The sequence below is a fragment of the Microvirga sp. CF3016 genome, from assembly GCF_036314085.1.
Lineage (GTDB): Bacteria > Pseudomonadota > Alphaproteobacteria > Rhizobiales > Beijerinckiaceae > Microvirga.
Map to the genome: position 1 here is coordinate 18,234 of NZ_JAYGGM010000017.1, position 26,278 is coordinate 44,511.

Below are 26,278 nucleotides of genomic sequence, written 5' to 3' on the forward strand. Positions count from 1 at the left end.
ATGTACTCTCAAGTGTTTGAAGGCCTATGCAGGCCAGTTCCGTGGTGGTTGTACCACATCGACCGTCAAAGCCAGCGGCAAGGTTAACAGATGGTTAACGGATGCTGGCTCCAGCGAGCGGGCATGTGGGTGAGGATCGGTCCTCAACGATGGGACCAAAATGGGTCTGTTCCCTCTTTCATCAAGGAAAATTGGGATTTCCTATGGCGAAATCCTCCTGCAGCGGCTTCGCCCGAACCATGAGCCCTTGCATCGGCTCATGGCTCCGCCTTAGAGGTCGATCAACAATTAGTGTGTAAGATGAGCGGCAAGTTCGAGCGGCGGACTGCAATGTTGCAGCCTGCGCATTGAGGCACATCCGCCTCCCTTGAGGATGTTGACAATTCATGGCTTACGAGGGCGACACGCCAAAAGTCTCGGCCATCGACCGTTCTGACCGTCACGGCCATATCGGATGGGTCCTGCTTCTGGCCGGCGTCCTTGTCGGCGCGACCTTGAGCCTGCGCTTCCTCGGCATGGAGCAGGCTCAGCCTCTCATCCTCGGCCTTCTTGCCTTCTTCGCCATGGCCGGCGTGTTTTTCCTTTTCGCCATGTCGATCGGCGTCGTGCAGTTTTCAGGTCAGACAGTCCGCAACGATATCACCAAGCTCATGGCCGACACGTCGACGGACGGCCTGGTGGTGATAGAGGACGACGGACGCGTCACATATGCCAATGAGGCCTATCTTTCCATCGCGGGATTGCAGGGCGGTGAAGTGCGGCCCGTTGAGCGCCTTTTCATGGGAGCGCCCGAGGTCTCGGAGGCGATCTATCGGCTGGCCCAGGCCGCCCGCGAGCATCGCACGGGCGCGGAGGAAATCCGCCTCTCGCCTTCGTTGAACGGGACTCAGGAATTCGGCTGGTACCGCGTGCGCGTGCGTCCCGTTCCGCGCCCCAATGGACGCCAGGCGGCGCTCTGGACCATCGGCGAGGTGACGCACGAGCGCGAGCGACAGGAGAACGTCTTCCAGGAGCTCCAGCACGCCATCGACTATCTCGATCACGCTCCCGCGGGCTTTCTCTCCGTCGATCCCGACGGTTCGATCATCTACCTGAACGCGACCCTAGCCTCGTGGCTCGATTACGATCTCGCGCAGGTCGGCTCCGGCGGGCTGAACCTCACCGATATCGTGCCTCGCGACGTGGTGTCCTTGATGACGTCGTTCTCCGGCGAGCCGGGCAGCGTGCGCACGGAGACGTTCGATCTCGACCTGCGCCGCCGCAACGGCCAGTTCCTTCCGGTGCGCCTGTATCACCGAATCGCCTTCGGGCAGGACGGCCGGATGGGCGCGTCCCGGACGCTCGTCCTCAACCGCTCGGCGGGAGGAGAGGTCGACGAGGGACAGCGCGCCGCGGAAGTGCGCTTCGCCCGGTTCTTCAACAACACGCCGATCGCCATCGCAACGGTCAACCAGGCCGGCCGGATCGTCCATTCCAATGCGCCCTTCTCCAAACTGTTCGGCACCTTGGCCCGTGCAGGTGAGAGCGGTGCCGGCGGAGCATCGATCCTCGACACGTTCCGCGAGCGCGGACCCATCGAAGCCGCCCTCAAAGCGGCGGCGGAGAACAAGGGGGACATTCCGCCCCTGGAGCTTCAAACGGCGGGAGACAACGGCGGCTCCGTGCGCGTTTGGGTGACGCCGGTCGGGGACACGGGGGCGGACGGCGAGACGGCGATTCTTTACGCTCTCGACACCACCGACTTCCGGAAGGTGGAGGAGCAGCTCGCCCAGTCGCAGAAGATGAATGCGGTGGGTCAGCTCGCCGGTGGCGTGGCGCACGACTTCAACAACGTGTTGCAGGCGATCATCGGCTATAGCGACCTGCTGCTGGCCAACCACAGGCCGACCGATCCGTCCTTCCAGGACATCATGCAGATCAAGCAGAACGCGAACCGGGCCGCGAGCCTGGTGCGCCAGCTGCTCGCCTTCTCCCGTCGACAGACCCTGCGCCCGGAGGTGCTGAACCTCAACGACCGGCTCTACGATCTCTCCATGCTGCTGAAGCGCCTGCTGGGCGAGCGCGTGGAACTGGATCTCAGCCATGGCCGCGATCTCTGGTTCGTCAAGGCGGACGTGAACCAGTTCGAGCAGGTTGTGGTGAACCTCGCGGTCAATGCGCGCGATGCCATGCCCAACGGCGGCAAGCTCGCGATCCGCACGGCGAATGTTTCGGCGACCGAGGCGGCCCGCCTGAATGTCAGTGCGATGCCGCCGGCCGATTACGTGGTGATCGAGGTCTCCGATACGGGCTTGGGCATGACGCCTGACATCGTGGAGAAGATCTTCGAGCCGTTCTTCACCACCAAGGAGGTGGGCAAGGGCACGGGCCTCGGCCTCTCCACGGTCTTCGGCATCGTGAAGCAGTCCGGCGGCTATATCGACGTGGATTCGAAGCCCGGCGAGGGCACGACTTTCCGCATCTATCTGCCACGCCACGTCCCGGACGTGCAGGAGGTTCCCGAGGAAGCGAAGGCCGATGCGCCCAAGAAGCCGGCGGCCGACATGACCGGCCAGGGCACCATCCTCCTCGTGGAGGACGAGGATCCGGTCCGTGCCGTCAACGCCCGGGCGCTCTCCGCCCGCGGCTATACGGTGCTGGAGGCGGCTTCCGGGATCGAGGCGCTGGAGATCATCCAGGAGCGGGGAGCCCCGGTCGATCTCGTGGTCTCCGACGTGGTCATGCCCGAAATGGACGGCCCGACCCTGCTCGGCGAACTGCGCAAGCTCTACCCCGACCTGAAGGTGATCTTCGTCTCCGGCTACGCCGAGGAAGCCTTCCGCAAGAACCTGCCGGAAGGGGAGGAGTTCAACTTCCTGCCCAAGCCCTTCAGCCTGCGTCAGCTGGTCGAGATCGTGAAGCAGGTAATGGCGCGCTAAGCCGTTGTTTTAACTCCTTATTAACCCTGCGTCATCGTGACCTGGACGAGAGCTGTGAATTCTCGAATGAGAACGAAGAAAGAACTTGTAAGGGGGAACAAAGTGAGTACATATATTCTCTCAACACCGCGTTGAGATTCACTCCTCCTCCATGCCATAAGGATGTTAGGTCATGTCACAGTCCTCATTGAGACTGGTGGAAAGCTCATCAATGGATAAAGAAAAAACGAAAGCTCTCGACGCGGCGCTCTCCCAGATCGAGCGTGCCTTCGGCAAGGGCTCGATCATGCGGCTCGGCAAGGGCCAGCAGCCCGTGGAGATTGAAACCGTCTCGACAGGTTCCCTAGGCCTCGATATCGCGCTGGGCGTGGGCGGTCTGCCTCGCGGCCGCATCATCGAGATCTATGGTCCGGAATCGTCCGGCAAGACGACTCTGGCGCTGCACACCATTGCTGAAGCCCAGAAGAAGGGCGGCGTCTGCGCCTTCGTCGACGCCGAACATGCGCTCGACCCGGTCTATGCCCGCAAGCTCGGCGTCAACCTGGACGATCTCCTGATCTCGCAGCCCGACACGGGCGAGCAGGCGCTCGAGATCTGCGACACGCTCGTGCGCTCCGGCGCCATTGACGTGCTCGTCATCGACTCCGTGGCGGCGCTGACGCCGAAGGCCGAGCTCGACGGTGAAATGGGCGACGTGCAGCCGGGTCTCCAAGCCCGTCTCATGAGCCAGGCCCTGCGCAAGCTCACCGGCTCGATTTCCCGGTCGAAGACCATGGTGGTCTTCATCAACCAGATCCGCATGAAGATCGGCGTCATGTACGGCTCGCCGGAGACCACCACGGGCGGCAACGCGCTGAAGTTCTACGCCTCCGTGCGCCTGGACATCCGCCGCGTCTCGACCCTGAAGGATCGCGACGATCCGATCGGCAACTCGGTCCGCGTCAAGGTCGTCAAGAACAAGGTCGCTCCGCCCTTCAAGCAGGTCGAGTTCGACATCATGTTCGGCGAGGGCGTGTCCAAGGTGGGCGAGCTCATCGATCTCGGCGTCAAGGCCGGCATCGTCGAGAAGTCCGGCGCCTGGTTCTCCTACGACAGCCAGCGCCTCGGACAGGGCCGCGAGAACTCGAAGCAGTTCCTGCGCGACAATCCCGAGGTTGCCGACAAGATCGAAGGCCTCATCCGCCAGAATGCCGGCTTGCTCGCCGACCGCATCCTGGAGCAGGCGACCCCGACTGCCGACGACCTGGACGAAGGCTCCGCTGAGTGATGCATGGTCCGGATAAGTGGGATCCGGTTATCCGATAAGGCCATGCACAGAAGAGGTTTGCTCTCCTTCAAGGGCAAAGAGAGGCCGTCGCGAGAGATCGCGGCGGTCTTTTCGTTGGTGCCGGCCTGTCAGGACCGCGCCGAGTCGCTCTCGCACTTATCGCAGATCCATGCGGATCCCAGCCCCGATGAAGTTCGAGCCGGATTCCCGTTCCGCGACGAGCCCGAAGATCCCGGAGCGGTGGTGGATCCGCGGGACGAAGTACACGCCCGGCAGCGAGGCATGGGAGAACTCCGCCTCGAAGGCGAGATAATTGAGAAAGCGGCTCGGCTCGACCCGGAAGCTGCCTTCGAGCCGGGGGCGCTCCGATGCGTAGGACAGGCCTTCGCCGAAGGCCAGATTGACGCTCAAGCCCCCGAACAGCGGGATCTGTCCCGTCCGGAACATGAGCGCGATCGTCCCCTCCCAGTGGCTCTGATCGCCGAAATGGCGCAGGACCTGTCCTTCGAGCTCGATCCGGTTGCCCCGAAACGCGAAATCCGTGCCCGGCAGCGGGATGGCGAAGGATGGGACGATCACCCGCGAAAGGCCGGCGCCGACGAAATAGGCGTCCTCGGCCGTCAGTTCGCCGGTGAACGTCCGCTCCGGGATCTCGAGCAGATCGGCATTGACCCATCGGCTGCCGTAGACCGACAGATGCCAGGTCCGCTCGGCCGTTTGGGCCGCAGCCGGGTCACCGAACAGGGTCAGGGCACATAGGCCGGCCCCGGCCGTTCGGCCAACACGCGTCCAAGAAGAGTCGAGAAATGACTTCTTTTGTGTTGGCGCGCTAACGCCTGCTGGGAAAAGAAACATATGAAATACGACTGGAACAACTTGCAACGGACGAAGGTAAGATTAGCATCAACAAATTAAGGCCGAAGAAGGACTTGGGCTATTCTTCGCCCGCTCCTGACGGTTGCCACGGAAGGCGGCGGTCGCGACGATCCTTCGCCGGTTGCCGCGAAGGGAGCAGGGCGCCACGATCCGGGCATGCTGCCTAAACTCGTCACCGAACGCCTGCGGCTGGTTCCCCTGACGGAGGCGCACCTCGACCGCATGCACGATCTGCTGACACGGCCCGATGTCCGGCGCTATCTCTGCGACGACGCCGTCCTGGACCGTGCCCAGGTCGAGCGCCTCCGACAGGAGGCTGCAGGTTACGAAGCGCAGGGTCCTTGGATCGGGATCATCGGCCTCCAGCCGGTTTCCGGGGAGGCCGCGCGCCTTTGCCGATTTTGCAGACGCAGTGGAGCCCGTGGTCGCGCTCCGACCGGAGGCATGGGGCAGGGGCTATGCAGAGGAGGCGCTCAGGCGCACCGCCGACTATGCTTTTCTTGATCTGCGACACGGCGGTATTGTGGCGCTGGTCGATGAGCGCAATGTCCGCTCTCACCGCCTTCTCGAGGGGATCGGCTTCGAGGTTGTGAGCACGGGGCCCGGCCCCAAGTTCCCCTTGCGGGCCTATTCGCTCGCCTCGCCGAAACGCCGCCTCGACAGCGCGGGCGCGGGCGGCTAAAACCGGCCACCACCAAGATCTTGACGGGCCTTCAGGCCCCTACCTTAAGTTTGAAAACCCATGAACATGAACGGCGTCAACGAAATCCGGTCGGCCTTTCTCGAATACTTCGCCAAGAACGGCCATGAGGTCGTGGCCTCGAGCCCCCTCGTGCCGCGCAACGACCCGACCCTGATGTTCACGAATGCCGGCATGGTGCAGTTCAAGAACGTGTTCACCGGCGTCGAGAAGCGGCCTTACAGCACCGCCACAACCTCGCAGAAATGCGTGCGCGCCGGCGGCAAGCACAACGATCTCGACAACGTGGGCTACACCGCGCGCCACCACACCTTCTTCGAGATGCTCGGCAACTTCTCGTTCGGGGATTACTTCAAGGAACGCGCCATCGAGCTTGCCTGGGGCCTGATCACGAAGGAATTCAACCTGCCGAAGGACAGGCTCCTCGTCACGGTCTATCACGATGACGACGAGGCGGCGAACCTCTGGAAGAAGATCGCGGGCTTCTCGGATTCCAAGATTATCCGCATCCCGACCTCCGACAATTTCTGGCAGATGGGCGATACCGGCCCCTGCGGCCCGTGCTCGGAGATCTTCATCGACCAGGGCGACAAACTCTGGGGCGGTCCGCCCGGCAGCCCCGATGAAGACGGCGACCGGTTCCTGGAGTTCTGGAATCTCGTCTTCATGCAGTATGAGCAGATCGAGCCCGGCAACCGCATCGGCCTTCCCAAGCCGTCCATCGACACCGGCATGGGGCTGGAGCGCATTTCCGCGATCATGCAGGGGGTGTACTCGAACTACGACACGGACCTGTTCCGCACCCTCATCGAGGCGGTGGCCCATGCCACCGGCGTGGCACCCGAGGGCGACCGCAAGGCCTCGCACCGGGTGATCGCCGATCACCTGCGCGCCTCGTCCTTCCTGGTGGCCGACGGCGTGCTGCCGTCGAACGAGGGCCGCGGCTACGTGCTCCGCCGCATCATGCGCCGCGCCATGCGCCATGCGCAGCTTCTGGGCGCCAAGGACCCGCTCATGTATCGCCTCGTGCCGGCTCTCGTGCGCGAGATGGGTCAGGCCTATCCGGAACTCGTCCGCGCCGAGGCGCTGATCACCGAGACCCTGAAGCTGGAAGAGACCCGCTTCCGAAAGACCCTGGAGCGCGGCTTGTCGATCCTCGACGAGGAAAGCCGCACCCTCGCCAAGGGGCAGAACCTGTCGGGCGATACGGCCTTCACGCTCTACGACACTTATGGCTTCCCGCTCGATCTCACGCAGGATGCGCTCAAGCCCCGCGGCATCGGGGTCGACATGGAGGCCTTCAACGCCGCCATGCAGCGCCAGCGCGAGAAGGCGCGCGCAGCCTGGTCCGGCTCGGGCGAGGCGGCGACGGAAACCGTGTGGTTCTCGGTCAAGGAGCGCACCGGCGCGACCGAGTTCCTGGGCTACGATACGGAAACGGCTGAAGGCATCGTCCTGGCGCTCCTCAAGGATGGCCAGGAGGTGGTGGAGCTCAAGGCCGGAGAGACCGGCCTCGTGGTGCTCAACCAGACGCCGTTCTTCGGCGAATCCGGCGGCCAAGTCGGTGATACCGGCGTGATGCAGGGCGAAGGGGCTCGGGTCTACGTGACCGGCACCGAGAAGAAGCTCGGCGATCTTTTCGTGCACCATGTCACCGTGGAACACGGGTCCCTGAAGCTCAATCAGTCCCTGGAATTGATTGTCGATCACGAGCGCCGCTTTGCCGTGCGCTCCAACCACTCGGCGACCCATCTCCTGCACGAGGCCCTGCGTCAGGTGCTCGGCGACCACGTGGCCCAGAAGGGCTCGCTGGTGGCGCCCGACCGCCTGCGCTTCGACTTCAGCCATCCCAAGCCCATCGAGGACGCGGAGCTCGCCAGGGTCGAGGAGATCGCCAACAGGGTGCTGCTCCAGAACGAGCCGGTCGTCACCAAGCTCATGGCCGTGGACGAGGCCATCGAATCGGGCGCCCGTGCGCTCTTCGGCGAGAAGTACGGCGACGAGGTTCGCGTCGTCTCCATGGGCAAGGGCGAGGCCAACAAGACGTTCTCGGTGGAGCTCTGCGGCGGCACGCATGTAAACCGCACCGGCGACATCGGCGTCATCACCATCGTGGGCGAGAATGCGGTTGCGGCCGGCGTCCGCCGCGTCGAGGCCATGACGGGCGACGCCGCCCGTCGTCACCTCGCGGAGGAGAGCCGCAAGCTGCGTGAGGTCGCGGGTCTCCTCAAGACGCCGGTCGACGAGGTCTCCTCGCGCCTCGCGGCTCTTCTGGAAGAGCGCCGCAAGCTGGAGCGCGACCTGGCCGAGGCGCGCCGCAAGCTCGCCATGGGTGGGGGTGGCGGCGGTGAGGACCCGGTCAAGGACGTGGCGGGCATCAAGCTCATGGCTCGCGCGGTCACCGGCGTCGAGATGAAGGACCTCAAGAGCCTCGCCGACGAGGGCAAGAAGCGGCTCGGCTCCGGCGTCGTGGCCATCGTGGGCGTCGCCGAGGACGGCAAGGCCGGCATTGTCGTCGGTGTCACGGAAGATCTGACGGCGAAGGTCGATGCCGTCGCCCTCGTGCGCGTCGGCTCGGAAAAACTCGGCGGCAAAGGCGGCGGCGGCCGCCGCGACATGGCCCAGGCCGGCGGTCCCGACGGTGCTCAGGCCGAGGCTGCACTGGCGGCGATCGAAGCGGCGTTGGCGGCCGCCTAAAGAACGAGGAGCATCCTGGAGGGCGAAAGCCGATCCGGATCAACCGCAAAACGCGCTTGCGTCAGGCCGTCCCGGATTTTTTCCGAGGACGGCCACCTCGTTTCAGAACGGCGCTGCGCTTCTCCGATCGGGATCACCGGCACAAGGCCGGTGATGACGTGAAGGAGGCTGCGCCTCAATCGTGATCTGGGTGCTGCCGCGAGGCCATCTTCTCCAGCTGCGCCGGCGTTGCATAATCGTCCGTCCGCTGGCCGGGCAGGGTGTGCAGCATCTGGAAGGCAGGGAGCCTGTTCTCGAGGCCGTATTGGATTTCCGGCGTGACGCGGCCCGGCTCGTCGAGGCTGCCGATCGAGACGCTGATGCGATCGTCCTCAAGGTAGGAATAGAACAGCGGCGTGCCGCAATCGCGGCAGAATCCCCGCTCCACGGCCTCCGAACTCCTGAAGATGCCGGGCTGCCCTTTCGTCCAGACCAGATCCTTCCGCGGCACGCCGGTGAGCGACGCGAAGTAGTTGCCGAAGGCCTTCTGGCACATGCGGCAGTGGCAGATGCTGGCATGGGTCGGCTCGGACATGAGCGCGTAACGGACTGCGCCGCACTGGCAGCCGCCGGACATCGTGATTTCTCGCTTCTCGGCCATTCTTCCTCCCAAACAGAAAAAGCCCGGCTTTGACGCCGGGCTCTCATCTTAGTCGGAGATGGCGCTCTGATTAAGCCGCCATGGCCTTCTTGAGGTTCTCGTCGATCTTGTCGAGGAAGCCCGTGGTGGAGAGCCACTTCTGCTCGGCGCCGACGAGGAGAGCGAGGTCCTTGGTCATGTAGCCGGCCTCGACCGTGTCCACGCAGACCTTCTCGAGCGTCTGGGCGAAGCGGGCGAGCTCCTCGTTGTTGTCGAGCTTGGCGCGGTGCGCGAGGCCGCGGGTCCAGGCGAAGATCGACGCGATGGAGTTCGTCGAGGTTTCCTTGCCCTTCTGGTGCTCGCGGTAGTGGCGGGTCACGGTGCCGTGGGCGGCTTCCGCCTCCACCGTCTGGCCGTCCGGCGTCATCAGCACGGAGGTCATGAGGCCGAGGGAGCCGAAGCCTTGGGCCACCGTGTCGGACTGCACGTCGCCGTCGTAGTTCTTACAGGCCCACACATAGCCGCCGGACCACTTGAGGGCTGATGCCACCATGTCGTCGATGAGGCGGTGCTCGTAATGGATGCCGGCGGCGTCGAACTTCGCCTTGAACTCGTTGAGGTAGATCTCCTCGAAAATGTCTTTGAAGCGGCCGTCATAGGCCTTGAGGATCGTGTTCTTCGTCGAGAGATAGACCGGGTACTTGCGGTTCAGGCCGTAGTTGAACGAGGCGCGGGCGAAGTCGCGGATCGATTCGTCCAGGTTGTACATCGCCATGGCGACGCCGGCCTCCGGGAACTTGAAGACTTCCTTCTCAATGACCGTGCCGTCCTCACCTTCGAACTTGATGGTTAGGCGGCCCTTGCCGGGCACCTTGAAGTCCGTGGCGCGGTACTGGTCACCAAAGGCGTGGCGGCCGACGATGATCGGTTGGGTCCAGCCGGGGACGAGACGCGGAACGTTCTTGCAGATGATGGGCTCGCGGAAGATCACGCCGCCGAGGATGTTGCGGATCGTGCCGTTGGGCGACTTCCACATTTCCTTGAGGTTGAATTCCTTCACGCGGGCCTCGTCCGGCGTGATGGTGGCGCATTTCACGCCGACGCCGTACTTCTTGATGGCCTCGGCGGCCTCGACGGTGACCTTGTCGTTGGTGGCGTCGCGGTGCTCGACGCCCAGATCGTAGTACTTCAGGTCGATGTCGAGATAGGGATGGATCAGCTTGTCTTTGATGGACTGCCAGATAATGCGGGTCATCTCGTCGCCGTCGAGTTCGACGACCGGATTGGCAACCTTGATCTTCGCCATGATCTCACCTTGCGCTGGAGGAGCTGGAACATGCCTGCCGTGCGGCAGGATGGTTGCGGGGGCTATAGCGCGGTTGTGGCCAGGGGGGAAGGTGGGGGCAGGGCAGGAATTCAGCGCTTTCCCGCTTGCCGCGGCGATTTCGGGCTTTCCGTGCACAAGGCTGCGCTGAAGAGCGAGTTGACGGTCGCCGCCTTGCTCCGGATCGTCTCCGGAACCGTGGAGCTTCTCACAAGTGCAGCCGTGGCCCTGAGGATGGCGCGGTCGCACGGGCAGGCCCCTCGGCCCACTCTTTCGTAGCAGAGATCGTGCGCTTGGCAGGCCGCATCCAAGGCGTCGACAGGCGAGGCCCGGTTCGCATCGCCCGCGCCGCACCAATTCCCATGAAAGAGAGGCGCTGCCACCTCAGCCGAGCCACCTGTCGGCGGAGCAGCGAGAGCGGGAAGCGTGGATCCCATTGCGAGACAGAGAACAGCCACAGACATACGCAACAAAATCACATGAACTCCGTGACGTTAGGTGATAACAGTGATACTATGACGTCAAACCGCAGGAATTAAGGGATATGTACGTGCCTGAGTTCCCTGTTTGGGATTATTCACCACGCCACGTGTGCTGTCGCACGGAAAGCCAAGCTTATCCGTAGTTCAGATCCCTTCGTTCCGGCGGTTTCCTCAGAGGCATCAGATCCGAACCATTGGGATCGAGGGCGCCGCCGGAGGGACTTTGTTGAACACAAAAGGGAGCTGACATGCGTCTTGCTATCATTCTTGGAACGGCAGCCCTGGTTCTGGCCGGCTGCCAGACCGCCGAACAATCCATGGCCAATGCCGATTCCGTCTGCATGGAATCGGGCCTGAAGCCCGGAACCCGGGCCTACGAGCGGTGTCGGAATGCGAATTACCGTAACAACGTCGCGCAGTCGAACGCGGCCGCGAGCCAGGTGGCCGTGGGCACGGCCGTCGGTGTCGTCGGCGGCGCGGCCATCGGGGCCGCGGCTGCCCGTCCGGGCTATTATTGCGGCTGGGGCGGCTGCTGGTAAGACGCTGGTCGAACCATCGGTTTGATACAGAAGGGCCTCCCCGGGCGTTCTCGGGGAGGCCTTGATGCGACAGGGCGGTCATCCTGGCAGGTCGAGAGGATAAGGGTGCCGCAGGACCGCCCCTGCATCGTCCCGATTCAGTTCTTGTCGTGCAGACAAACCGCTCGGGTTGCCCTAAAGCGACAGGCGCCTCTCCTCGCGCCTGCCGGTCTGACCATGCATCGACGAAGCTTCCTCGCTTTCACCTCCTTCATTGCCGGATTGTCAGCCCTTCGAGCGCAGCCGGATATGCGGCTGCGGTCCAAGAATGCGCTCTGGCAATCCCAGTCTCCGACGCATCGCTTCGCGCAGAGGCGTTTCGATTCCGCCGACGGCCTGCGCGGCTATCGTGTCTTCGTCGCGGTTCCGGCTGGCGATCGGCCGGTCGACGGCTGGCCGGCGATCTCCATGCTCGATGGCAATGCCGCTTTCGACGACCTCCGGCAGGCGGATCTCGACCTTGTGCCGGGATACGCCCTGATCGGGATCGGCTACGAGACCGAGGGACGCCATGATGTGAACGCCCGGGCGCAGGACTACACTCCGCCTGTTTCCCCGGACGCTGCTCCTCCAAGCGATTCCGCGTCCGAGAAGGAAGGCGGCGGGGACGTCTTCCTTGCTCTTCTGGCCGAGCGTGTGCTCCCCGAGTTGACCAAGGAGTTTTCCCTCGATCCTGCGCGTCGGATGCTATGGGGGCATTCCTATGGCGGTCTCTTCGTGCTCAACGCCCTGTTCAAGCAGCCCGACCTCTTCCGATCCTACTGCGCCGTCAGCCCGTCCCTGTGGTGGCATGCGCCGCTGACGCTGCATATGGAGGGCGCTTCGAGGCGTCGCGCGGCAGGACAGTCCGATCTCTTGCTCCTCTACGAAGTCACGGAGGATCCTCGGGGCGACGAGCGCCGCAGGGCACGGATGGTGCAGGGGCGGGCGATGCTGAAGGATATGCTCGAGCGGCTTGCCGCCCGACCCGATATCGCTCTGACGCAGCGCGCTTATCCCGGCGAGAACCACGGATCCATGTTCCAGGTCGGCCTGAAGGCGGCTCTCACCCACAAAATTCCCAACTGATCCGATACGTGGCCCCATCCATGACCGATCGTTCGCAAAAGCCTGTCATCATCCTCGTGGAACCGCAACTCGCCGAAAACATCGGCATGGTGGCCCGGGCCATGGCCAATTTCGGGCTGTCGGAACTGCGCCTCGTGTCGCCGCGCAACGGCTGGCCCAAGAAGGGCGCGCATTCGGCCGCTTCCGGCGCGACCCATGTGCTGGAGGGGGCGAGGCTCTACGACACGGTCCGCGAGGCCATTGCGGACCTGAATTTCGTGTTCGCCACCACGGCCCGCGAGCGGGGGCAGATGAAGCGGGTCTTCGCGCCGGACGCGGCCATGCCGGAAGCGCAAAGGCGTCTCGGGGCCGGGCAGGGCGTCGGCATCCTGTTCGGACGGGAGCGCACGGGGCTCGAGAACGACGAGGTGTCCCTGGCGGACGCCATCATCACCTTCCCGGTCGATCCGAAATTCTCCTCGCTCAACCTCGCGCAGGCGGTCCTTCTCGTCTCTTATGAATGGTACAAGCTCGCCACCGGCGGCGCGCTGCCCTTCGAGGGCGGCCGGCAATCGCCGCCGGCTCCGCGGGACATGGTGACGTCGTTCTTCGACTACATCGAGGCCGAGCTCGATGCGGTGAACTTCTATCCCGAGGACAAGAAGCCGACCATGACCCGCAATATGCGGGACATCTTCCACCGCCTTGAGATGACCGAGCAGGAGGTGCGGACCCTGCGTGGGGCGATTCGTGCCCTTGCGGAAGGAAGACGATTGAGAAAACCTTAAGCAAATCGTGGCTTTATAACGATCGGGCGCTATCTGCCCGATCGTACAAGAGTTCGAGACGACGATGCGCTGCTCACCGCTGCCTGTCCTGCTCCTTGGTGCTTCGTTGGCCGCATCATCGGCGCTTGCGGCTACGCCGCCCCAGCAGCCTGCGCAGGGCCCTGGCGGGCGCGATTACAAGACGAGCGAAGTCGTGAAGAGGGCGGTCGGCACGGCGAGCAGCGGAACCTTCGTTTTTCATGGGAACGACGCGCCTGCGAGGCCGCGTCCCGTCGTGGTGTTCCTGCATTCCTGGGGAGCGGTGAATCCGGGCCTCTACGGCGGCTGGATCGAGCATCTGGCCCGCAAGGGACACCTCGTGCTCTTTCCCCGATTCCAAGACGTGAACCGCTCCCGTCCGGCCGATGCCTCGAACCTCGCCGAAGACCTGATCCAGGGTGCACTCGCGGCCCTGGCGGACGATCCGAATGCCAAGCCCGACAAGGAACGGGTCGCCTTCATCGGCCATTCGGCGGGCATGCCGATCGCTCTCAACCTGGCGGCCGGGGTGGCATCCGGCAAGGTTCCGGCGCCGAAGCTGATCTTCGGCCTGATGCCGGGCGGCATCGCGTCCAACGAGAAGGAACGGGGCATTCTCCTGCGGGATCTTTCCGCCATCGATCCGGCAACCCTGATCATCGCCATGAGCGGCGACAGGGACTACCTGCCGAGCGATCGCGCCTCCCGCCTGATCCTCCAGCAGGCCAGCGCCGTTCCGTCCACCCGCAAGCTGTTTATGCGGGCTTCCTCCGACGATCACGGCTTTCCGGCCCTGACGGCGACCCTTGCGTCGCCTGGGTCCCCCAAGGCCGACTACGATGCCTCCGCCATCAAGCTGCCGCCGGATCCGCCGCGCGATCCCAAGCAGAGGAACACCTGGCGCTGGAGCGCCGACATGGCGCTCAGCGGGCCGCAGACCATCCTGACCCAGCAGCTCGGCAACAACGGAACCGACACGCTCGATTTCCTCGCTTTCTGGAAGACCTTCGACATCGCGTCCGAAGCGGCCTTCGCCGGCAAGGACGCGGCCGCGCTCATGCGCGATCCGAAATTCGTCGACATGAGCACCTGGAGCGACGGCTGGCCCGTCAAGCGCCTCTCGGCGCAGATGCCGAAAGGCGAGGGACCGGAGACCAAGGAGGAGCGGGGTCCGCGCCGCAGGCTGAACATGGCGCCTTCGGAAACCAAGCAGGGATTGTCAGAATTTCTCGCCAAGTCGCGTTCGTAAGGGTCAATCATGCGTGTCGATCTTCTGGCCGGGGCGTCCTATAACTCGGCTGTCATGCCGTCTCCTGTTCCCACCATCCTCATCTTCGATTCCGGCCTCGGCGGCCTCACTGTCTTCTCCGAGGTGCTGAAGGCCCGTCCCGATGCACGCTACGTCTATGCAGCGGACGATGCAGGATTTCCTTACGGGCGCCTAGGCGAGGAAGCGATTGTCGCGCGCGTCGTGGCCGTGATGGGGCGGCTCATCGCTCTTCATAGCCCCGACATTGTGGTAGTGGCCTGCAACACGGCATCGACCGTGGTGCTGCCCCACCTGCGCGAACGGTTCTCCATCCCCTTCGTCGGTACCGTTCCGGCGATCAAGCCGGCAGCCCAGACCACGCGGACGGGATATGTCTCCGTCCTCGCCACCCCTGCCACCGTGGCGCGCGACTATACCCGCGACCTCATCGAGACCTACGCGACGGGATGCAAGGTCAACCTCGTCGGTTCGCGCCGCCTCGCGGGCATTGCCGAGGCCGAGCTTGCCGGCAGCCCCGTCCCGGACGAAGACCTGCTGGACGAGCTTCGGCCCTGCTTCGTCGAGGATGCGGGCGGCAGAACCGACGTGGTGGCTTTAAGCTGCACCCATTACCCTCTGCTGCTCCCGCGCTTCCACGCCTTGGCGCCCTGGCCCGTGACCTGGATCGACCCGGCTCCGGCCATTGCCCGCCGGGTGACCCAGCTGATCGGCCAGCCTGTTCCCGGTCACGAGGCCGACGAGAACGAAACCGTGGCCGTGTTCACGAGCGGTGCGGGGATGAGCGTGGCCTTGCGCAAGGCCTTGCAGAACAAGGGCCTGCCGGCGGTGACGATCGAGAACATGCCGATGCTTGTGGGCTGAACCTTCCGGCGACCTCGCCAGGTGATTGGCTCAATCTCAAGACTTATCGGGAGAACGTCGGTGCCCGCTGCTGCGAACTCACCGCAGCGGGCACCAAAATCTGAGACCGTTCCGGCGATCAAATCACCACGAAATCACTCGCGCTCAAGGACAGATGTGCTGAGAGGACTGCGAATTTGGTGGCGGCCTGCGTGCCGGTTCCATCGGGATCATAGGTCAGCTCGCCAGTGCCGGGGCTGTAGATAACCCGGTCGCTTTTGTCCTGCGCTGCCGATCCGATTACGAATGCGTCGGACGAGAGTGTCCCAACACGAGGCAGAGCTTTGAAGATGGCGTGACTGAGCTCAACCGTGTCTTCCGACGTGTTGAAGTCTAGGATCTGATCCACGTTCGAGCTGGCTTTCAGCTTGGCGCTGAACCGGAATGTATCGTGGCCGGCTCCGCCTGACAGGATGTCGTGACCGAAATCGCCACTGAGCCAGTCATCACCGGCTCCGCCATCCATGCGGTCTGCGCCCTCCGTGCCATGGAGGTAATCGTTGCCGCCGAGGCCCTTCAGTTCGGCACCTTGTCCGTCGGCGCCGATGGTGGTCTTAAGCGTGTCGTTCTGGTGAGTGCCCTCGAGGACTTGGGTCTTGACGGGCTTGTCGCCAGCCGCGACTCCGCCGTTCTGGGGTGATCCGCTGCCCGTGTCTTTGACCGTCACCGAGCCTGCCGACGGTGCCGACTCGGCCTGGAGGGAGGTATGGCCCTTCTGATTGCCTTGGCTTCCCGTCTCGCCCGTCTCTTCCCCATATGGCGGAAGAGGGACGATCAGATCGGAGCCATCATGTTCCGGGCTGCCCGGCAGCGGAGACTGGTTGATGATCTGAATGCCGTCGAAGACATCAAGAGGGAGGCGGGCATCGATGGGCTCGTAACCTCCGTCGACGGTGACCAGATACCAGGTGCCGTTGATGTTGACGCAGGGAAGTTCCCGGTGCGCGTAAGTCCACGGCGCCCACGGAGCAGGAAGCCCGTCACCGATGATGTCCCAGGAACCCTCTGGTAGGAAGGTCCAATCGAAGTCATCGCTCGGCTGGTCGGATCCTCCGCTGCCACCGGTGCCGGTGCCTGGATTCGGCCCACTGGCGTTTCCGCTCGATCCTTCGGACCCTCCGCGCCCGGCTCTCGGGCTGTCCGATGAAGTATTCCCGTTGTTGCCGCCAGTTATCGGGCCAGTAGATGGTTGAGTCCCTCCGTACCAAATGCCACCGCCACCGCTATTGTCGAAGAATTCTGCCATCTGAGCTTCAAGAGAGAAAGCCATGTAGTCCTCTTTATTGTTTAGCTTCTGCGTGGAACCGCATTCTCAATAGGAGGATGAATATGTTCAGACTGTGTCATTTTATAACATTAAATGTAACTCTGGGTCATGTTGGATTAGGACGAGAAGCCGCAGGCGGTTAAACCTTCACGTGCTCGCTTTCGAACCGGCGATCGTTCTTGACTTTTGCGCCCCGTCCTCATATGAGCAGTCCGTTCACGCGGTCCTCACGGGCCGCGTAACTTTTTACGCTCCCGTGGCCCGGCTTCGGTCGGCCTGTCGTCCCGTCCCTCGAGGCGGCCCCTTGGGTCTTCTCGGGAATGAAGGGAAGAGGAGGGCGCGTTCCTCGCAAATTCGACAACAAAGAGGAACAGCGATGTCGAAGCGCATTCAGGCCAAGCACAAGCTTGACCGCCGTATGGGTCAGAATATCTGGGGCCGCCCGAAGAGCCCTGTGAACCGCCGCGAATATGGTCCCGGCCAGCACGGCCAGCGCCGCAAGGGCAAGATGTCTGACTTCGGCACGCAGCTGCGCGCCAAGCAGAAGCTCAAGGGCTACTACGCCAACATCACCGAGAAGCAGTTCCGCCGCTACTATGCGGAGGCGATCCGCCAGAAGGGCGATTCCGGTGAGAACCTGGTCGGCCTGCTCGAGCGCCGTCTCGACGCGGTCGTGTACCGCGCCAAGTTCGTTGCGACCCCCTTCGCCGCCCGTCAGTTCGTCAACCACGGTCACGTGAAGGTCAACGGCCGTCGCGTGAACATCCCGAGCTATCAGGTGAAGGCCGGCGATGTGATCGAGGTGCGCGAGAAGTCGAAGCAGCTCGAGGTCGTCGTCGTGGCAAGCCAGCTCGCCGAGCGTGACGTTCCGGACTACATCGAGGTCGATCACTCCAAGATGACGGCCCGCGTGACGCGCATCCCGACCCTGTCGGAAGTGCCGTACCCGGTGCAGATGGAGCCGAACCTGGTGATCGAGTTCTATTCGCGCTAATCCGCGAATATTCGATCCCGGAAAACGAAAAGGCCGCCCAGTGGGCGGCCTTTTTGCTGTCTCGCGTTACTGTTGCTGCACGGGGCCGTGGGGACCACCCTGGTGCATGCCCATGCGGTGATGATCCCGTCCATGGCCGCGGCGCCCGCCGCGATCATTCCAGCGTGGGCCGTCCACATCGACCGCTTCACGCAGGAGGCGCGGTGCGATCCGCTTCTGGTCTTCGCTGAAGCTGTCCCAGAGAGGACGCAGGGCCGTGGTAACGGCAGCCGAGCGTTGCGCACCGTCGGTCCTCATGGTGCTGCGCCGCTCGAGGCGCTGCATGAAGTCCAGGGACTGGCGCTGCTCCCGGGTCGGACGCTGCTCGAAGCGGGCGAAGCGATCGGCCGCCGTGGTGCGGATGGTGGTCTCGACGGGAGCCCAGAGGCGCTCCTGATCGGCGGAGAGCTTCAGGCCGGCCTTGATCGAGGCGACGCGGGCATCCACGAGCCGGTTGAAATCGTCCTGGCTCATCCGGGGACGGCGGTCCTGCCGGCCCTGATCCTGCGAAGCCGCCGGCGCATTCGGAGCGGGCGTCTGCTGCGCGACGGCGTAGGTGCCTGTGCCGGCCAGGAGAGCGGCAAGAGCGATAGTGGCAACGGTCTTCATGCGGATATCCTCCGTAATGGCGATAGGACTAGATTGCTCCGCTCCCGCTCTCGCTCAGGTGACCGCCGCATGAACTTTTCGTCATGTAGAAACGTCTAGGTGTTCACAGTCTCTTCAGGAATCCGGCGAAGCGCATCAGGCCCTCGGGCCAGGGGCCGTGCCCGCTCTCTGTGTTGATATGGCCGGCATCTCCCGCATCGACGATGGCTGCACCCCAGGCATAGGCGATGTCCTCCGCCTTCGCGTAGTCGCAATGCGGGTCGGTCCGACTGGCGACAAGTACGGAGGGGAAGGGGAAGGGCTCGCGTGGGATCGGCGCGAAGGCACGGTCGATGGCCGGGATGAAGTCGGGCCTCTCCACATCCGGCACGCTGACCAGGAAGGCGCCGCGAGCCTTCCCGCCTGCGAGCTGCGGCGCCGCATGAGCAACAGCGAGAACGCCGAGGCTGTGGCCGACGAGCACGACGGGCTTCTCGGCCCGTTGCACGTCGCGGACGATCCGCTCCACCCAGGCGTCCCTGTTGGGAGCGTCCCAGTTCTCCTGCTCGACGCGCCAAGCGGTCGAGAGCTGACGCTCCCATCGGCTCTGCCAATGGTCTTCGCCGGAATTCGTGTAGCCAGGAACGATGAGGATGTCGCAATCGGAGGTTTTCATGCCTCCGAGATAAAGGCCCGCACAGGCCGGTTCAAGCGCTGCGCTTGAACTCCCTGTTCTGCTCCGCCTGCTTCAGGGCGGCCTCTCGCTCCGCGATGTAGTCGCGCGTCACGGGCACCACATCGTTTCGTCGGGCGAGCTGGATTTGAAACACCACCGCATCCTGCCACCGGAAGGCGGACTCGGACATGGCGAGGTAGCATTCCCACATCCGGCAGAAGCGCTCATCGTACAGGCGCAGGACCTCCTCGCGGTGGGCCATGAAACGCTCGCGCCAGGCCTTGAGCGTGTAGGCGTAGTGCAGGCGCAGGATCTCGACATCCGTCACCACCAGCCCTGCGCGCTCGATTGCCGGCATCACCTCCGACAGGACGGGCAGGTGACCGCCAGGGAAGATGTACTTGGTGATCCAGGGATTGGTCGGATAGGGCATGCCCGAGCGTCCGATGGTGTGGAGGAGCATGACCCCATCCTCCTTCAGGAGCCTCCGGCAGGTCTGAAAATAAGCGTCGTAGGAAGGCAGGCCCACATGCTCGAACATGCCGACTGAGACAATCCGGTCGAACGAACCCGACGCGGTGCGGTAGTCCTGAAGCTCGAACTGCACCCGGTCCTGAAGGCAGGCTGTGGCCGATCGTTTGCGTGAGACCTCGAGCTGCTCCCCCGAGAGCGTGATGCCCTTGACCAGGCCTGCTCCGGCAACCTGGGCCAGGTAGAGCCCCATGCCACCCCAGCCGGAGCCGATATCGAGGACGCTATGGCCCGGATCGACCATCAGCTTCGCCGCGATGTGCCGTTTCTTCGCCGTCTGCGCCTCGTCGAGGCTCATGTCGGGATGGTCGAAATAGGCGCAGGAGTATTGGCGGTCGCTGTCGAGGAAGAGGGAATAGAGCCGGCCGTCGAGGTCGTAATGGTGGGCGACGTTGCGCTTGGACCGGGCCGCATTGTTCTCGGCCCTGCGCATCATCCTGGCGCGGATCCGGCGCAGGCGATGGAGAGGGAGCTCGTCGAGTTCCCCATGCGTGTCCTGGAGAAGGAGCTGTAGCAGATCCAGGATGGTGCCCTGCTCGATGATCAGGCGGCCATCCACAAACAATTCACCGAGCTTCAGCTCCGGATGAAGGCAGATGGCCATTTGAGCCGCGGCGTCCATGAAGCGGATCGAAACCTGAGGGGCGGTTCCATCGCCGAAGGTGAAATGGTGTCCTCCGGCCGTTGTCATCTCCAGGGTGCCGTGTTTTACGGCCCGCGTGAATGCAAGATCGAGAAGCTTCTCCGACAGCATGGCAAGACCCCCCGCGCCGTTGATCTCCCGGCGCATCGGGCGGAAAAGTGGCCCCGGTTTTCCGCACAGGACGATGCGCTCTTCAAGAGAGGCATCGGAATCAAGCCCAAAAGTGCATTCCACTTTTGGGTCCGATGCCCTACTGGGGATTCTTGCTCATTGCGGAAATATTTCCAGTCCCCAAGCTATGCGCCGCTTGCGCCGAAGACCCGCGTGAAGATCGTATCCACATGCTTGAAGTGGTAGCCGAGGTCGAAGCAGGTCTCGATCTCGTCCCCTGACAGATACTTCGTCACGTCGGCATCGGCCTTCAGGAGGGTCAGGAAGTCGCCTTCGCCGCGCCACACGGGCATGGCGTTGCGTTGCACGAGCCGATAGGCGTCCTCGCGGGACGCGCCCTTCTGGGTCAGGGCCAGGAGAACCCGTTGCGAGTGGACGAGGCCGCCGAGGCGGTCCAGGTTCTTCTGCATGTTCTCCGGATAGACCACGAGCTTGTCGATGACGCTGGTGAGCCGCGCCAGGGCGAAGTCCAGGGTCACGGTGGCGTCAGGGCCGATCATGCGCTCGACGGAGGAATGCGAGATGTCCCGCTCGTGCCAGAGAGCCACGTTCTCCATGGCCGGCATGGCATAGGCACGGACCATGCGGGCAAGGCCCGTCAGGTTCTCGGTCAGAACCGGATTGCGCTTGTGCGGCATGGCGGACGAGCCCTTCTGACCCGCCGAGAAGAACTCCTCCGCCTCCAGGACCTCGCTTCTCTGCAGGTGCCGGACTTCCGTGGCCAGCCGCTCGATGGATGACGCAATGACCCCGAGCGTTGCGAAGTACATGGCGTGCCGGTCGCGCGGGATGACCTGGGTCGAGACCGGCTCGACCTGCAGCCCCATTTGCTCGGCCACGTACTCCTCGACGCTCGGGTCGATATTGGCGAAGGTACCGACGGCGCCGGAGATGGCGCAGGTGGAAATCTCCCGCTGGGCCTCGATCAGCCGGACCTTGCAGCGCTCGAATTCCGCATAGGCCTGGGCGAGCTTGAGCCCGAACGTGGTGGGCTCCGCATGGATGCCGTGGGAGCGGCCGATGGTCGGCGTCATCTTGTGCTCGAGGGCTCGGCGCTTGATGGCGCCGAGGAGCTCGTCGAGATCGCGCAGCAACAGATCCGTGGCGCGAGCGAGCTGCACGTTGAAGGTGGTGTCGAGCACGTCGGACGAGGTCATGCCCTGGTGCACGAAGCGGGCCTCGGGACCGACGATCTCGGCGAGATGCGTGAGAAAGGCGATGACGTCGTGCTTGACCTCACGCTCGATGGCGTCGATCCGCTCTACGTCGAAAGTGGCCTTGGAGCCCTTCTCCCAGACCTTTTCCGCCGCCTCCTTCGGCACGACGCCGAGATTGGCGAGCGCCGTGGTGGCATGGGCCTCGATCTCGAACCAGATGCGGAACTTGGTTTCGGGCGACCAGATGGCCACCATCTCGGGACGGCTGTAACGGGGGATCACGACATGTCTCCTAGGGGCAAAAGGCAGTGATCAGGTCTCCCCAAGACCAGGATGGGGCCCCTGTTGGTGCCCGTTCCTTATCCAAAAGAGCGGTGTCTGCCAATCAAACCATTCAATCGAGAAATTCAAATTGGAAGCGTCGCTTACCTGAGCGTGGGGCCAAGGGAGTGACAGCAAACAGGTAGCCGTCCGGATTGTCTGCGTAGGCAAAATAAGCGCAGAAATAAGGCTTCCGCCCCGTTTCAAGATAAGCGAGCTTGATGGTCTGAACCTTCAAAGGAGGGTTAAGGACCGGCTTCTGATTCATTGCGGCCAGGACATCCGCTTGCATGGACTCGGATTTGCAATCGGCCTCGGTCAGGTCTTTCGCCTGAAGTGGAGTGGGGAGCGACAGGAGCAGCAAAAGCCCAATGGCAGTTGAGAAGCGTTTTGAACCTCGTGTCATTGCCATTGCTCCTGGATTTACCGCACCTTTGCGGCTGCCTCGCGAATGTCCGCGATGTTGGTCCCATAGGCCGAGGGGCCGCCCTTGAAGGTGGCGGAGCCGGCCACCAACACGTTGGCTCCGGCTTCGGCGACCAGCGGCGCGGTCTCGGCCGTCACGCCGCCGTCCATCTCGATATCGATGTTCCGGTCCCCGACCATCTCCTTGATGCGGCGCAGCTTGGTGCACACGGACGGGATGAAGGCCTGCCCGCCGAAGCCCGGATTGACCGTCATCAGCAGGATCAGGTCGACCTCGTCGATCACCGGCTCGATGGAGCCCTCATGGGTGCCAGGATTGAGAACGATGCCGGCCTTCTTGCCGAGCTTGCGGATCGTCTGGAGCGAGCGGTGCAGGTGCGGTCCCGCCTCGGCGTGGATGCTGATGATGTCCGCGCCGGCCTTGGCGAAGGCTTCGAGATAGGGATCGACCGGAGCGATCATCAGATGGACGTCGAAGGGCTTCGAGGTATGCGGACGCAGCGCCTTCACCACATCGGGGCCGATGGTGATGTTGGGCACGAAATGCCCGTCCATCACGTCGATGTGGATCCAGTCGGCGCCGGCGGCGTCGATGGCGCGGATTTCCTCTCCGAGCTTGGAGAAGTCGGAGGCGAGGATGGAAGGGGCGATGAGAAGCGGGCGTGTCATGGCGGCGCGGTAGCACGAGCCATGCGCTGTCGCAACGGGGCATTGCGCCACGAACGTCCGGTATCAACCAGTCTAAGACCACTTGCCTGGGGAGAGGTCCGTTTGCGACAGGAAATCCGTGGACGGCCTTGAGCCAACGGGAGTAATGATGGCCTCGTCACAAGGATACGAACTCGCTTCCCGAGTGCGGGAGCGATTTTGAATGGGGCAGAGCCTTCATGCGTAAGGATGTGGTTGTTCTTGGGGCCGGCATCGTCGGCGTGTCGATTGCCGTCCATCTGCAGAAGCGTGGACGCTCGGTCCTGCTGATCGACAGGCGCAAGCCGGGCGAGGAGACCTCCTTCGGCAATGCGGGCCTGATTCAGCGCGAAGGCGTCTACCCTTACGGCTTCCCGCACGATTTCGGCGCCCTGCTGCGCTATGCCCTGAACAACACCATCGACGCTCATTACCATTGGGCGGCGATCCCGAAGCTCGCGCCCTTCCTGTGGCAGTACTGGATGCATTCCCGTCCCGCCCAGCACAAGGCGATCGCCCGGATGTATGCGCCCCTCATCGAGCGCAGCGTCACCGAGCACATGGCGCTCGCGGAGGAATCCGGCTCCACGCAACTGATCCGCCCGACGGGCTGGATGAAGGTCTTCCGCGACGAGAAGAGCCGGGACGAGCAGTTCAAGGATGCGGAGGACGTCCGGCGCGATTTCGGCGTCAACTTCGATGCGCTCGACACCAGGGCCGTTGCGGAGCGCGAGCCGCACCTCAAGGTGGAGACGAAGGGTGGCATCCATTGGACCGATCCGACCTCGGTTTCCGACCCGCACATGCTGACCATGGGTTATGTCGGGTTGTTCGAGCGCCTGGGCGGCGAATTGGCAGCAGGCGATGCCAGGACGCTCGAGGAAACGCCGACCGGCTGGCGTGTCCAGACGGAGAAGGGGCCGGTCGAGGCCGGTGCCGTCGTCATCGCCCTCGGCGCCTGGGCGGACGTGGTGACGACGAAGCTCGGGTACAATCTGCCGCTCGCGGTCAAGCGCGGCTATCACATGCATTACAAGCCCGAGGGCAATGCGGTGCTCAACCGCCCGACTCTGGACTTCGACCGCGGCTATTTCCTCGCGCCCATGTCGAAGGGCGTCCGCCTCACTACGGGCGCCGAGTTCGCCAATCGCGACGCGCCGAAGACTCCGGTCCAGCTGCAGCGCGCCGAGCCGATCGCCCGGGAGTTCTTCCCTCTGGGCGAGCGGGTCGATCCCGAGCCCTGGATGGGCATGCGCCCGTGCACGCCGGACATGATGCCCATCATCGGCCCGGCACCCAAGCACAAGAACCTCTGGTTCGGTTTCGGCCACGCCCATCACGGCCTGACCCTCGGCCCAATCACGGGCCGCCTCTTGGCCGAAATGATCACGGGCGAGACGCCGGTGGTCGATCCGAAGCCGTATCGGGCGGAGCGGTTCTAAGCGGGCGAGAACCTGTCCCGCCAAGCCGGCTGCGCGCCCGGATAGGGCAGGGCCGTCGCCTCGTAGACGCCGCGCGCGATGGCGCGGGTCAGGCAGTCGGCGGCGAGCGCCGTCAACTCCGTGAACTCCGCCGCCTCGTCCCGGAGGGGCTTGCGGCCCGTGGCGGCGGCGAAGATCGTGTCGCCGTCGAACAGGGCGTGCGAGAAACGCAGGCCCCGGGCGAGGCCCGCATGGGATGCGATGGCCAGGCGCTTGGCCTGGGCCTTCGTCAGAACGGCATCCGTCGCTACGAGCGCGATGGTGGTGGCCGGCTGCGGTCCGCCTTTCCAGATAAGCCGGCGCTGCTTCGGGTCGACGCGCCCAGGGTGCCCGTGCCCGCCGAACTCATTGCCTTCTTCGAGGGCACCGGCCCAGAAATGTGGACCGTCTCCGATCACCGCGGAGGCGATGGCGTTCACGATGACAAGCGCGCCGACCATGTGACCGGAGGAGGTCGTGGCACTGGCGGAGCCAAGCCCACCTTTCAGGTTCGCGGTCGTGGCGCCATAACCGCCCCCGGAGGTGCCGAGGTCGAATGTCAGGCCGGCCTGCTCGGCGGCCTGGAAGCCCAGCTCGCGATAGGGCGGATAGAGACCCCAATCCTTGTTGCCGCCGTTGTTGAGGTCGAAGCAGACCGCCTGAGACACCAGGGGCACCCTGGCGGGACCGACGGGGAAGCCGATTCCCTGCTGGCGCAGATAAGCCTGGACACCGCTCGCGGCATCGAGGCCGAAGGCCGAGCCGCCGGAGAGGACCACGCCGTGAATGCCCGGTACCATCTTGTCAGGCTGGAGCAGGTCCGTCTCCCGGGTGCCGGGTGCACCGCCCATCACCTCGCACGAGACGACGGTCGGCTCGTCGAAAAGGGCGACGGTGACGCCCGACCCAAGAGTCGCATCGTGCGCATTGCCGATGCGGAGGCCGGCGATGTCGGTGATCAGATTGCGGCGCTGTGTCATGAAGGAAGCAAACCGGAAATCACCGGCCTTCACAAGCTGGAGAACGGGCCCTTCACCGCCTTTCTCGTGGGAGCGCGACAGGATAGAAGGCTTCCATGCTCAGTGTTTCCTATCCGGCCGCGGCGCTCGGCGGTCTCATCAGTTTCTTAAGTCCCTGCGTCCTGCCGCTGGTGCCGCCTTATCTGTCGTTCCTCGCAGGCACCACCTTCGACCGCCTGAGCGCGGGCGACGACCGGGCCGTGCGTCAGCGCGCGGTTCTGGCAGCCTTGCTGTTCGTGGCTGGCTTCTCGACCGTTTTCGTGCTGCTCGGTGCGACGGCCTCGGCCCTGGGGCAGGTCATCCGGCAGTATCTCGATGTCCTGAGCACGGTGGCGGGCATCGCCATCATCGTCATGGGCCTGCATTTCCTCGGGCTGTTCCGCATCGGGCTGTTCTACCGGGAGGCCCGGTTCAACGTCGCCAAGCCTGTGGGGCTCTGGGGCGCCTATGTGATGGGCCTCGCCTTCGCGTTCGGCTGGACGCCCTGCATCGGCCCGGTCCTGGCCGCGATCCTGACCGTGGCCGGATCGGAGGACAGCGTCTCCCATGGGGCGCTGCTGCTCGCCGCCTATTCGGCGGGACTGGGCATTCCCTTCCTGCTCGCAGCCTTCGCCATGAAGCCCTTCGTGGCGCTCCTGAAGCGCATGCACTCCCGCTTCGCCATGGTCGAGAAGATCATGGGCGTGCTCCTCGTCCTCACCGGCATCGCCTTCCTCACCGGCTGGATCACCACCATGTCGTTCTGGCTGCTCGAGACGTTCCCGGTGCTCGGGCGTTTGGGGTAGTCCCACAGGAATCGGGTCGTTCAGCGGAGC

24 protein-coding genes are annotated in these 26,278 nt (G+C 64.0%); 12 read left to right on the forward strand and 12 right to left on the reverse strand.

Features of this window, described 5'->3' with window-relative positions:
* Window positions 1–386 precede the first annotated feature (386 nt).
* Entirely contained in the window at window positions 387–2,918 is a 2,532-nt protein-coding gene (gene cckA / locus VB672_RS21070) for a cell cycle histidine kinase CckA (RefSeq protein WP_329786180.1), read from the forward strand.
* A gap of 172 nt (window positions 2,919–3,090) precedes the next feature.
* Complete coding sequence (recA, locus tag VB672_RS21075) at window positions 3,091–4,185, forward strand: recombinase RecA (RefSeq protein WP_329786181.1); 1,095 nt, start codon at window positions 3,091–3,093, stop codon at window positions 4,183–4,185.
* Window positions 4,186–4,341: 156 nt separating this feature from the next.
* On the opposite strand, the gene VB672_RS21080 is transcribed toward recA, so the two are convergent.
* Entirely contained in the window at window positions 4,342–5,040 is a 699-nt protein-coding gene (locus VB672_RS21080) for a hypothetical protein (protein ID WP_329786182.1), read from the reverse strand.
* Between the two features lie 442 nt (window positions 5,041–5,482).
* On the opposite strand from VB672_RS21080, the gene VB672_RS21085 reads away from it, so the two are divergent.
* Window positions 5,483–5,743, forward strand: coding sequence for a GNAT family N-acetyltransferase (locus VB672_RS21085; protein ID WP_329786183.1), 261 nt, complete (start codon window positions 5,483–5,485; stop codon window positions 5,741–5,743).
* A gap of 66 nt (window positions 5,744–5,809) precedes the next feature.
* Entirely contained in the window at window positions 5,810–8,458 is a 2,649-nt protein-coding gene (gene alaS / locus VB672_RS21090) for an alanine--tRNA ligase (RefSeq protein ID WP_329786266.1), read from the forward strand.
* Window positions 8,459–8,633: 175 nt separating this feature from the next.
* Here the strand turns inward: alaS and VB672_RS21095 are convergent, their stop codons facing one another.
* The 3 genes from VB672_RS21095 to VB672_RS22685 form a co-directional block, all read right to left on the reverse strand.
* Window positions 8,634–9,098 (reverse strand): GFA family protein, encoded by a 465-nt coding sequence (locus VB672_RS21095; protein WP_329786184.1) that lies wholly within the window; start codon window positions 9,096–9,098, stop codon window positions 8,634–8,636.
* A gap of 70 nt (window positions 9,099–9,168) precedes the next feature.
* A complete protein-coding gene (locus tag VB672_RS21100) occupies window positions 9,169–10,383 on the reverse strand; it encodes an NADP-dependent isocitrate dehydrogenase (protein WP_329786185.1) in 1,215 nt (404 codons plus the stop codon).
* Between the two features lie 110 nt (window positions 10,384–10,493).
* Window positions 10,494–10,865, reverse strand: coding sequence for a phospholipase A2 family protein (locus VB672_RS22685; RefSeq protein ID WP_442932149.1), 372 nt, complete (start codon window positions 10,863–10,865; stop codon window positions 10,494–10,496).
* Window positions 10,866–11,131: 266 nt separating this feature from the next.
* On the opposite strand from VB672_RS22685, the gene VB672_RS21105 reads away from it, so the two are divergent.
* From VB672_RS21105 to murI, 5 genes are all read left to right on the forward strand, one after another.
* Window positions 11,132–11,422: a hypothetical protein gene (locus tag VB672_RS21105; RefSeq protein WP_329786186.1), complete on the forward strand. Its 291-nt coding sequence runs from the start codon at window positions 11,132–11,134 to the stop codon at window positions 11,420–11,422.
* Between the two features lie 288 nt (window positions 11,423–11,710).
* Window positions 11,711–12,529 carry an alpha/beta hydrolase gene (locus VB672_RS21110; RefSeq protein WP_329786187.1) on the forward strand — a complete coding sequence of 273 codons (819 nt, stop codon included), beginning with the start codon at window positions 11,711–11,713 and terminating at the stop codon, window positions 12,527–12,529.
* Between the two features lie 20 nt (window positions 12,530–12,549).
* Window positions 12,550–13,296: an RNA methyltransferase gene (locus tag VB672_RS21115; protein WP_329786188.1), complete on the forward strand. Its 747-nt coding sequence runs from the start codon at window positions 12,550–12,552 to the stop codon at window positions 13,294–13,296.
* A gap of 64 nt (window positions 13,297–13,360) precedes the next feature.
* Entirely contained in the window at window positions 13,361–14,563 is a 1,203-nt protein-coding gene (locus VB672_RS21120; protein ID WP_442932150.1) for a dienelactone hydrolase family protein, read from the forward strand.
* Window positions 14,564–14,572: 9 nt separating this feature from the next.
* Window positions 14,573–15,445, forward strand: a complete 873-nt coding sequence (gene murI / locus VB672_RS21125; protein ID WP_329786190.1) for a glutamate racemase — start codon at window positions 14,573–14,575, stop codon at window positions 15,443–15,445.
* A gap of 118 nt (window positions 15,446–15,563) precedes the next feature.
* Here the strand turns inward: murI and VB672_RS21130 are convergent, their stop codons facing one another.
* Complete coding sequence (locus VB672_RS21130; RefSeq protein ID WP_329786191.1) at window positions 15,564–16,754, reverse strand: calcium-binding protein; 1,191 nt, start codon at window positions 16,752–16,754, stop codon at window positions 15,564–15,566.
* 373 nt (window positions 16,755–17,127) lie between these two features.
* Here VB672_RS21130 and rpsD point away from each other — a divergent pair, with 373 nt between their 5' ends.
* Entirely contained in the window at window positions 17,128–17,745 is a 618-nt protein-coding gene (gene rpsD / locus VB672_RS21135; protein ID WP_329786192.1) for a 30S ribosomal protein S4, read from the forward strand.
* Window positions 17,746–17,811: 66 nt separating this feature from the next.
* Here the strand turns inward: rpsD and VB672_RS21140 are convergent, their stop codons facing one another.
* From VB672_RS21140 to rpe, 6 genes are all read right to left on the reverse strand, one after another.
* Complete coding sequence (locus VB672_RS21140) at window positions 17,812–18,393, reverse strand: Spy/CpxP family protein refolding chaperone (protein ID WP_329786193.1); 582 nt, start codon at window positions 18,391–18,393, stop codon at window positions 17,812–17,814.
* Between the two features lie 103 nt (window positions 18,394–18,496).
* Complete coding sequence (locus tag VB672_RS21145; RefSeq protein WP_329786194.1) at window positions 18,497–19,048, reverse strand: RBBP9/YdeN family alpha/beta hydrolase; 552 nt, start codon at window positions 19,046–19,048, stop codon at window positions 18,497–18,499.
* A gap of 31 nt (window positions 19,049–19,079) precedes the next feature.
* Window positions 19,080–20,333 (reverse strand): cyclopropane-fatty-acyl-phospholipid synthase family protein, encoded by a 1,254-nt coding sequence (locus tag VB672_RS21150; RefSeq protein ID WP_329786267.1) that lies wholly within the window; start codon window positions 20,331–20,333, stop codon window positions 19,080–19,082.
* Window positions 20,334–20,518: 185 nt separating this feature from the next.
* Window positions 20,519–21,832: an adenylosuccinate lyase gene (purB, locus tag VB672_RS21155; protein ID WP_329786195.1), complete on the reverse strand. Its 1,314-nt coding sequence runs from the start codon at window positions 21,830–21,832 to the stop codon at window positions 20,519–20,521.
* 112 nt (window positions 21,833–21,944) lie between these two features.
* Window positions 21,945–22,277: a hypothetical protein gene (locus tag VB672_RS21160; RefSeq protein ID WP_329786196.1), complete on the reverse strand. Its 333-nt coding sequence runs from the start codon at window positions 22,275–22,277 to the stop codon at window positions 21,945–21,947.
* A gap of 17 nt (window positions 22,278–22,294) precedes the next feature.
* Complete coding sequence (rpe, locus tag VB672_RS21165) at window positions 22,295–22,966, reverse strand: ribulose-phosphate 3-epimerase (RefSeq protein ID WP_329786197.1); 672 nt, start codon at window positions 22,964–22,966, stop codon at window positions 22,295–22,297.
* 218 nt (window positions 22,967–23,184) lie between these two features.
* Between rpe and VB672_RS21170 the strand changes: the two genes are divergently transcribed.
* The gene (locus VB672_RS21170; protein ID WP_329786198.1) at window positions 23,185–24,426 is read left to right on the forward strand and encodes an NAD(P)/FAD-dependent oxidoreductase; all 1,242 of its coding nucleotides are present in this window, start codon (window positions 23,185–23,187) and stop codon (window positions 24,424–24,426) included.
* Here VB672_RS21170 and VB672_RS21175 read toward each other — a convergent pair.
* On the reverse strand, window positions 24,423–25,424 hold the full coding sequence (locus VB672_RS21175; protein WP_329786199.1) for a P1 family peptidase: 1,002 nt from the start codon (window positions 25,422–25,424) through the stop codon (window positions 24,423–24,425). The two genes, VB672_RS21170 and VB672_RS21175, sit on opposite strands and share 4 nt — an antisense overlap.
* A gap of 95 nt (window positions 25,425–25,519) precedes the next feature.
* Here VB672_RS21175 and VB672_RS21180 point away from each other — a divergent pair, with 95 nt between their 5' ends.
* Window positions 25,520–26,248 carry a cytochrome c biogenesis CcdA family protein gene (locus VB672_RS21180; RefSeq protein ID WP_329786200.1) on the forward strand — a complete coding sequence of 243 codons (729 nt, stop codon included), beginning with the start codon at window positions 25,520–25,522 and terminating at the stop codon, window positions 26,246–26,248.
* The last annotated feature ends 30 nt before the right edge of the window (window positions 26,249–26,278 follow it).

What these genes read in the sequence shown, in the direction of transcription:
- cckA (WP_329786180.1), top strand. Translation starts at nt 387, where the DNA reads ATGGCTTACGAGGGCGACACGCCAAAAGTCTCGGCCATCGACCGTTCT.
- recA (WP_329786181.1), top strand. Translation starts at nt 3,091, where the DNA reads ATGTCACAGTCCTCATTGAGACTGGTGGAAAGCTCATCAATGGATAAA.
- VB672_RS21080 (WP_329786182.1), bottom strand. Translation starts at nt 5,040, where the DNA reads ATGTTTCTTTTCCCAGCAGGCGTTAGCGCGCCAACACAAAAGAAGTCA.
- alaS (WP_329786266.1), top strand. Translation starts at nt 5,810, where the DNA reads ATGAACGGCGTCAACGAAATCCGGTCGGCCTTTCTCGAATACTTCGCC.
- VB672_RS21095 (WP_329786184.1), bottom strand. Translation starts at nt 9,098, where the DNA reads ATGGCCGAGAAGCGAGAAATCACGATGTCCGGCGGCTGCCAGTGCGGC.
- VB672_RS21100 (WP_329786185.1), bottom strand. Translation starts at nt 10,383, where the DNA reads ATGGCGAAGATCAAGGTTGCCAATCCGGTCGTCGAACTCGACGGCGAC.
- VB672_RS22685 (WP_442932149.1), bottom strand. Translation starts at nt 10,865, where the DNA reads ATGTCTGTGGCTGTTCTCTGTCTCGCAATGGGATCCACGCTTCCCGCT.
- VB672_RS21105 (WP_329786186.1), top strand. Translation starts at nt 11,132, where the DNA reads ATGCGTCTTGCTATCATTCTTGGAACGGCAGCCCTGGTTCTGGCCGGC.
- VB672_RS21110 (WP_329786187.1), top strand. Translation starts at nt 11,711, where the DNA reads ATGCGGCTGCGGTCCAAGAATGCGCTCTGGCAATCCCAGTCTCCGACG.
- VB672_RS21115 (WP_329786188.1), top strand. Translation starts at nt 12,550, where the DNA reads ATGACCGATCGTTCGCAAAAGCCTGTCATCATCCTCGTGGAACCGCAA.
- VB672_RS21120 (WP_442932150.1), top strand. Translation starts at nt 13,361, where the DNA reads ATGCGCTGCTCACCGCTGCCTGTCCTGCTCCTTGGTGCTTCGTTGGCC.
- murI (WP_329786190.1), top strand. Translation starts at nt 14,573, where the DNA reads ATGCGTGTCGATCTTCTGGCCGGGGCGTCCTATAACTCGGCTGTCATG.
- VB672_RS21130 (WP_329786191.1), bottom strand. Translation starts at nt 16,754, where the DNA reads ATGGCTTTCTCTCTTGAAGCTCAGATGGCAGAATTCTTCGACAATAGC.
- rpsD (WP_329786192.1), top strand. Translation starts at nt 17,128, where the DNA reads ATGTCGAAGCGCATTCAGGCCAAGCACAAGCTTGACCGCCGTATGGGT.
- VB672_RS21140 (WP_329786193.1), bottom strand. Translation starts at nt 18,393, where the DNA reads ATGAAGACCGTTGCCACTATCGCTCTTGCCGCTCTCCTGGCCGGCACA.
- VB672_RS21145 (WP_329786194.1), bottom strand. Translation starts at nt 19,048, where the DNA reads ATGAAAACCTCCGATTGCGACATCCTCATCGTTCCTGGCTACACGAAT.
- VB672_RS21150 (WP_329786267.1), bottom strand. Translation starts at nt 20,333, where the DNA reads ATGCTGTCGGAGAAGCTTCTCGATCTTGCATTCACGCGGGCCGTAAAA.
- VB672_RS21160 (WP_329786196.1), bottom strand. Translation starts at nt 22,277, where the DNA reads ATGACACGAGGTTCAAAACGCTTCTCAACTGCCATTGGGCTTTTGCTG.
- rpe (WP_329786197.1), bottom strand. Translation starts at nt 22,966, where the DNA reads ATGACACGCCCGCTTCTCATCGCCCCTTCCATCCTCGCCTCCGACTTC.
- VB672_RS21170 (WP_329786198.1), top strand. Translation starts at nt 23,185, where the DNA reads ATGCGTAAGGATGTGGTTGTTCTTGGGGCCGGCATCGTCGGCGTGTCG.
- VB672_RS21175 (WP_329786199.1), bottom strand. Translation starts at nt 25,424, where the DNA reads ATGACACAGCGCCGCAATCTGATCACCGACATCGCCGGCCTCCGCATC.
- VB672_RS21180 (WP_329786200.1), top strand. Translation starts at nt 25,520, where the DNA reads ATGCTCAGTGTTTCCTATCCGGCCGCGGCGCTCGGCGGTCTCATCAGT.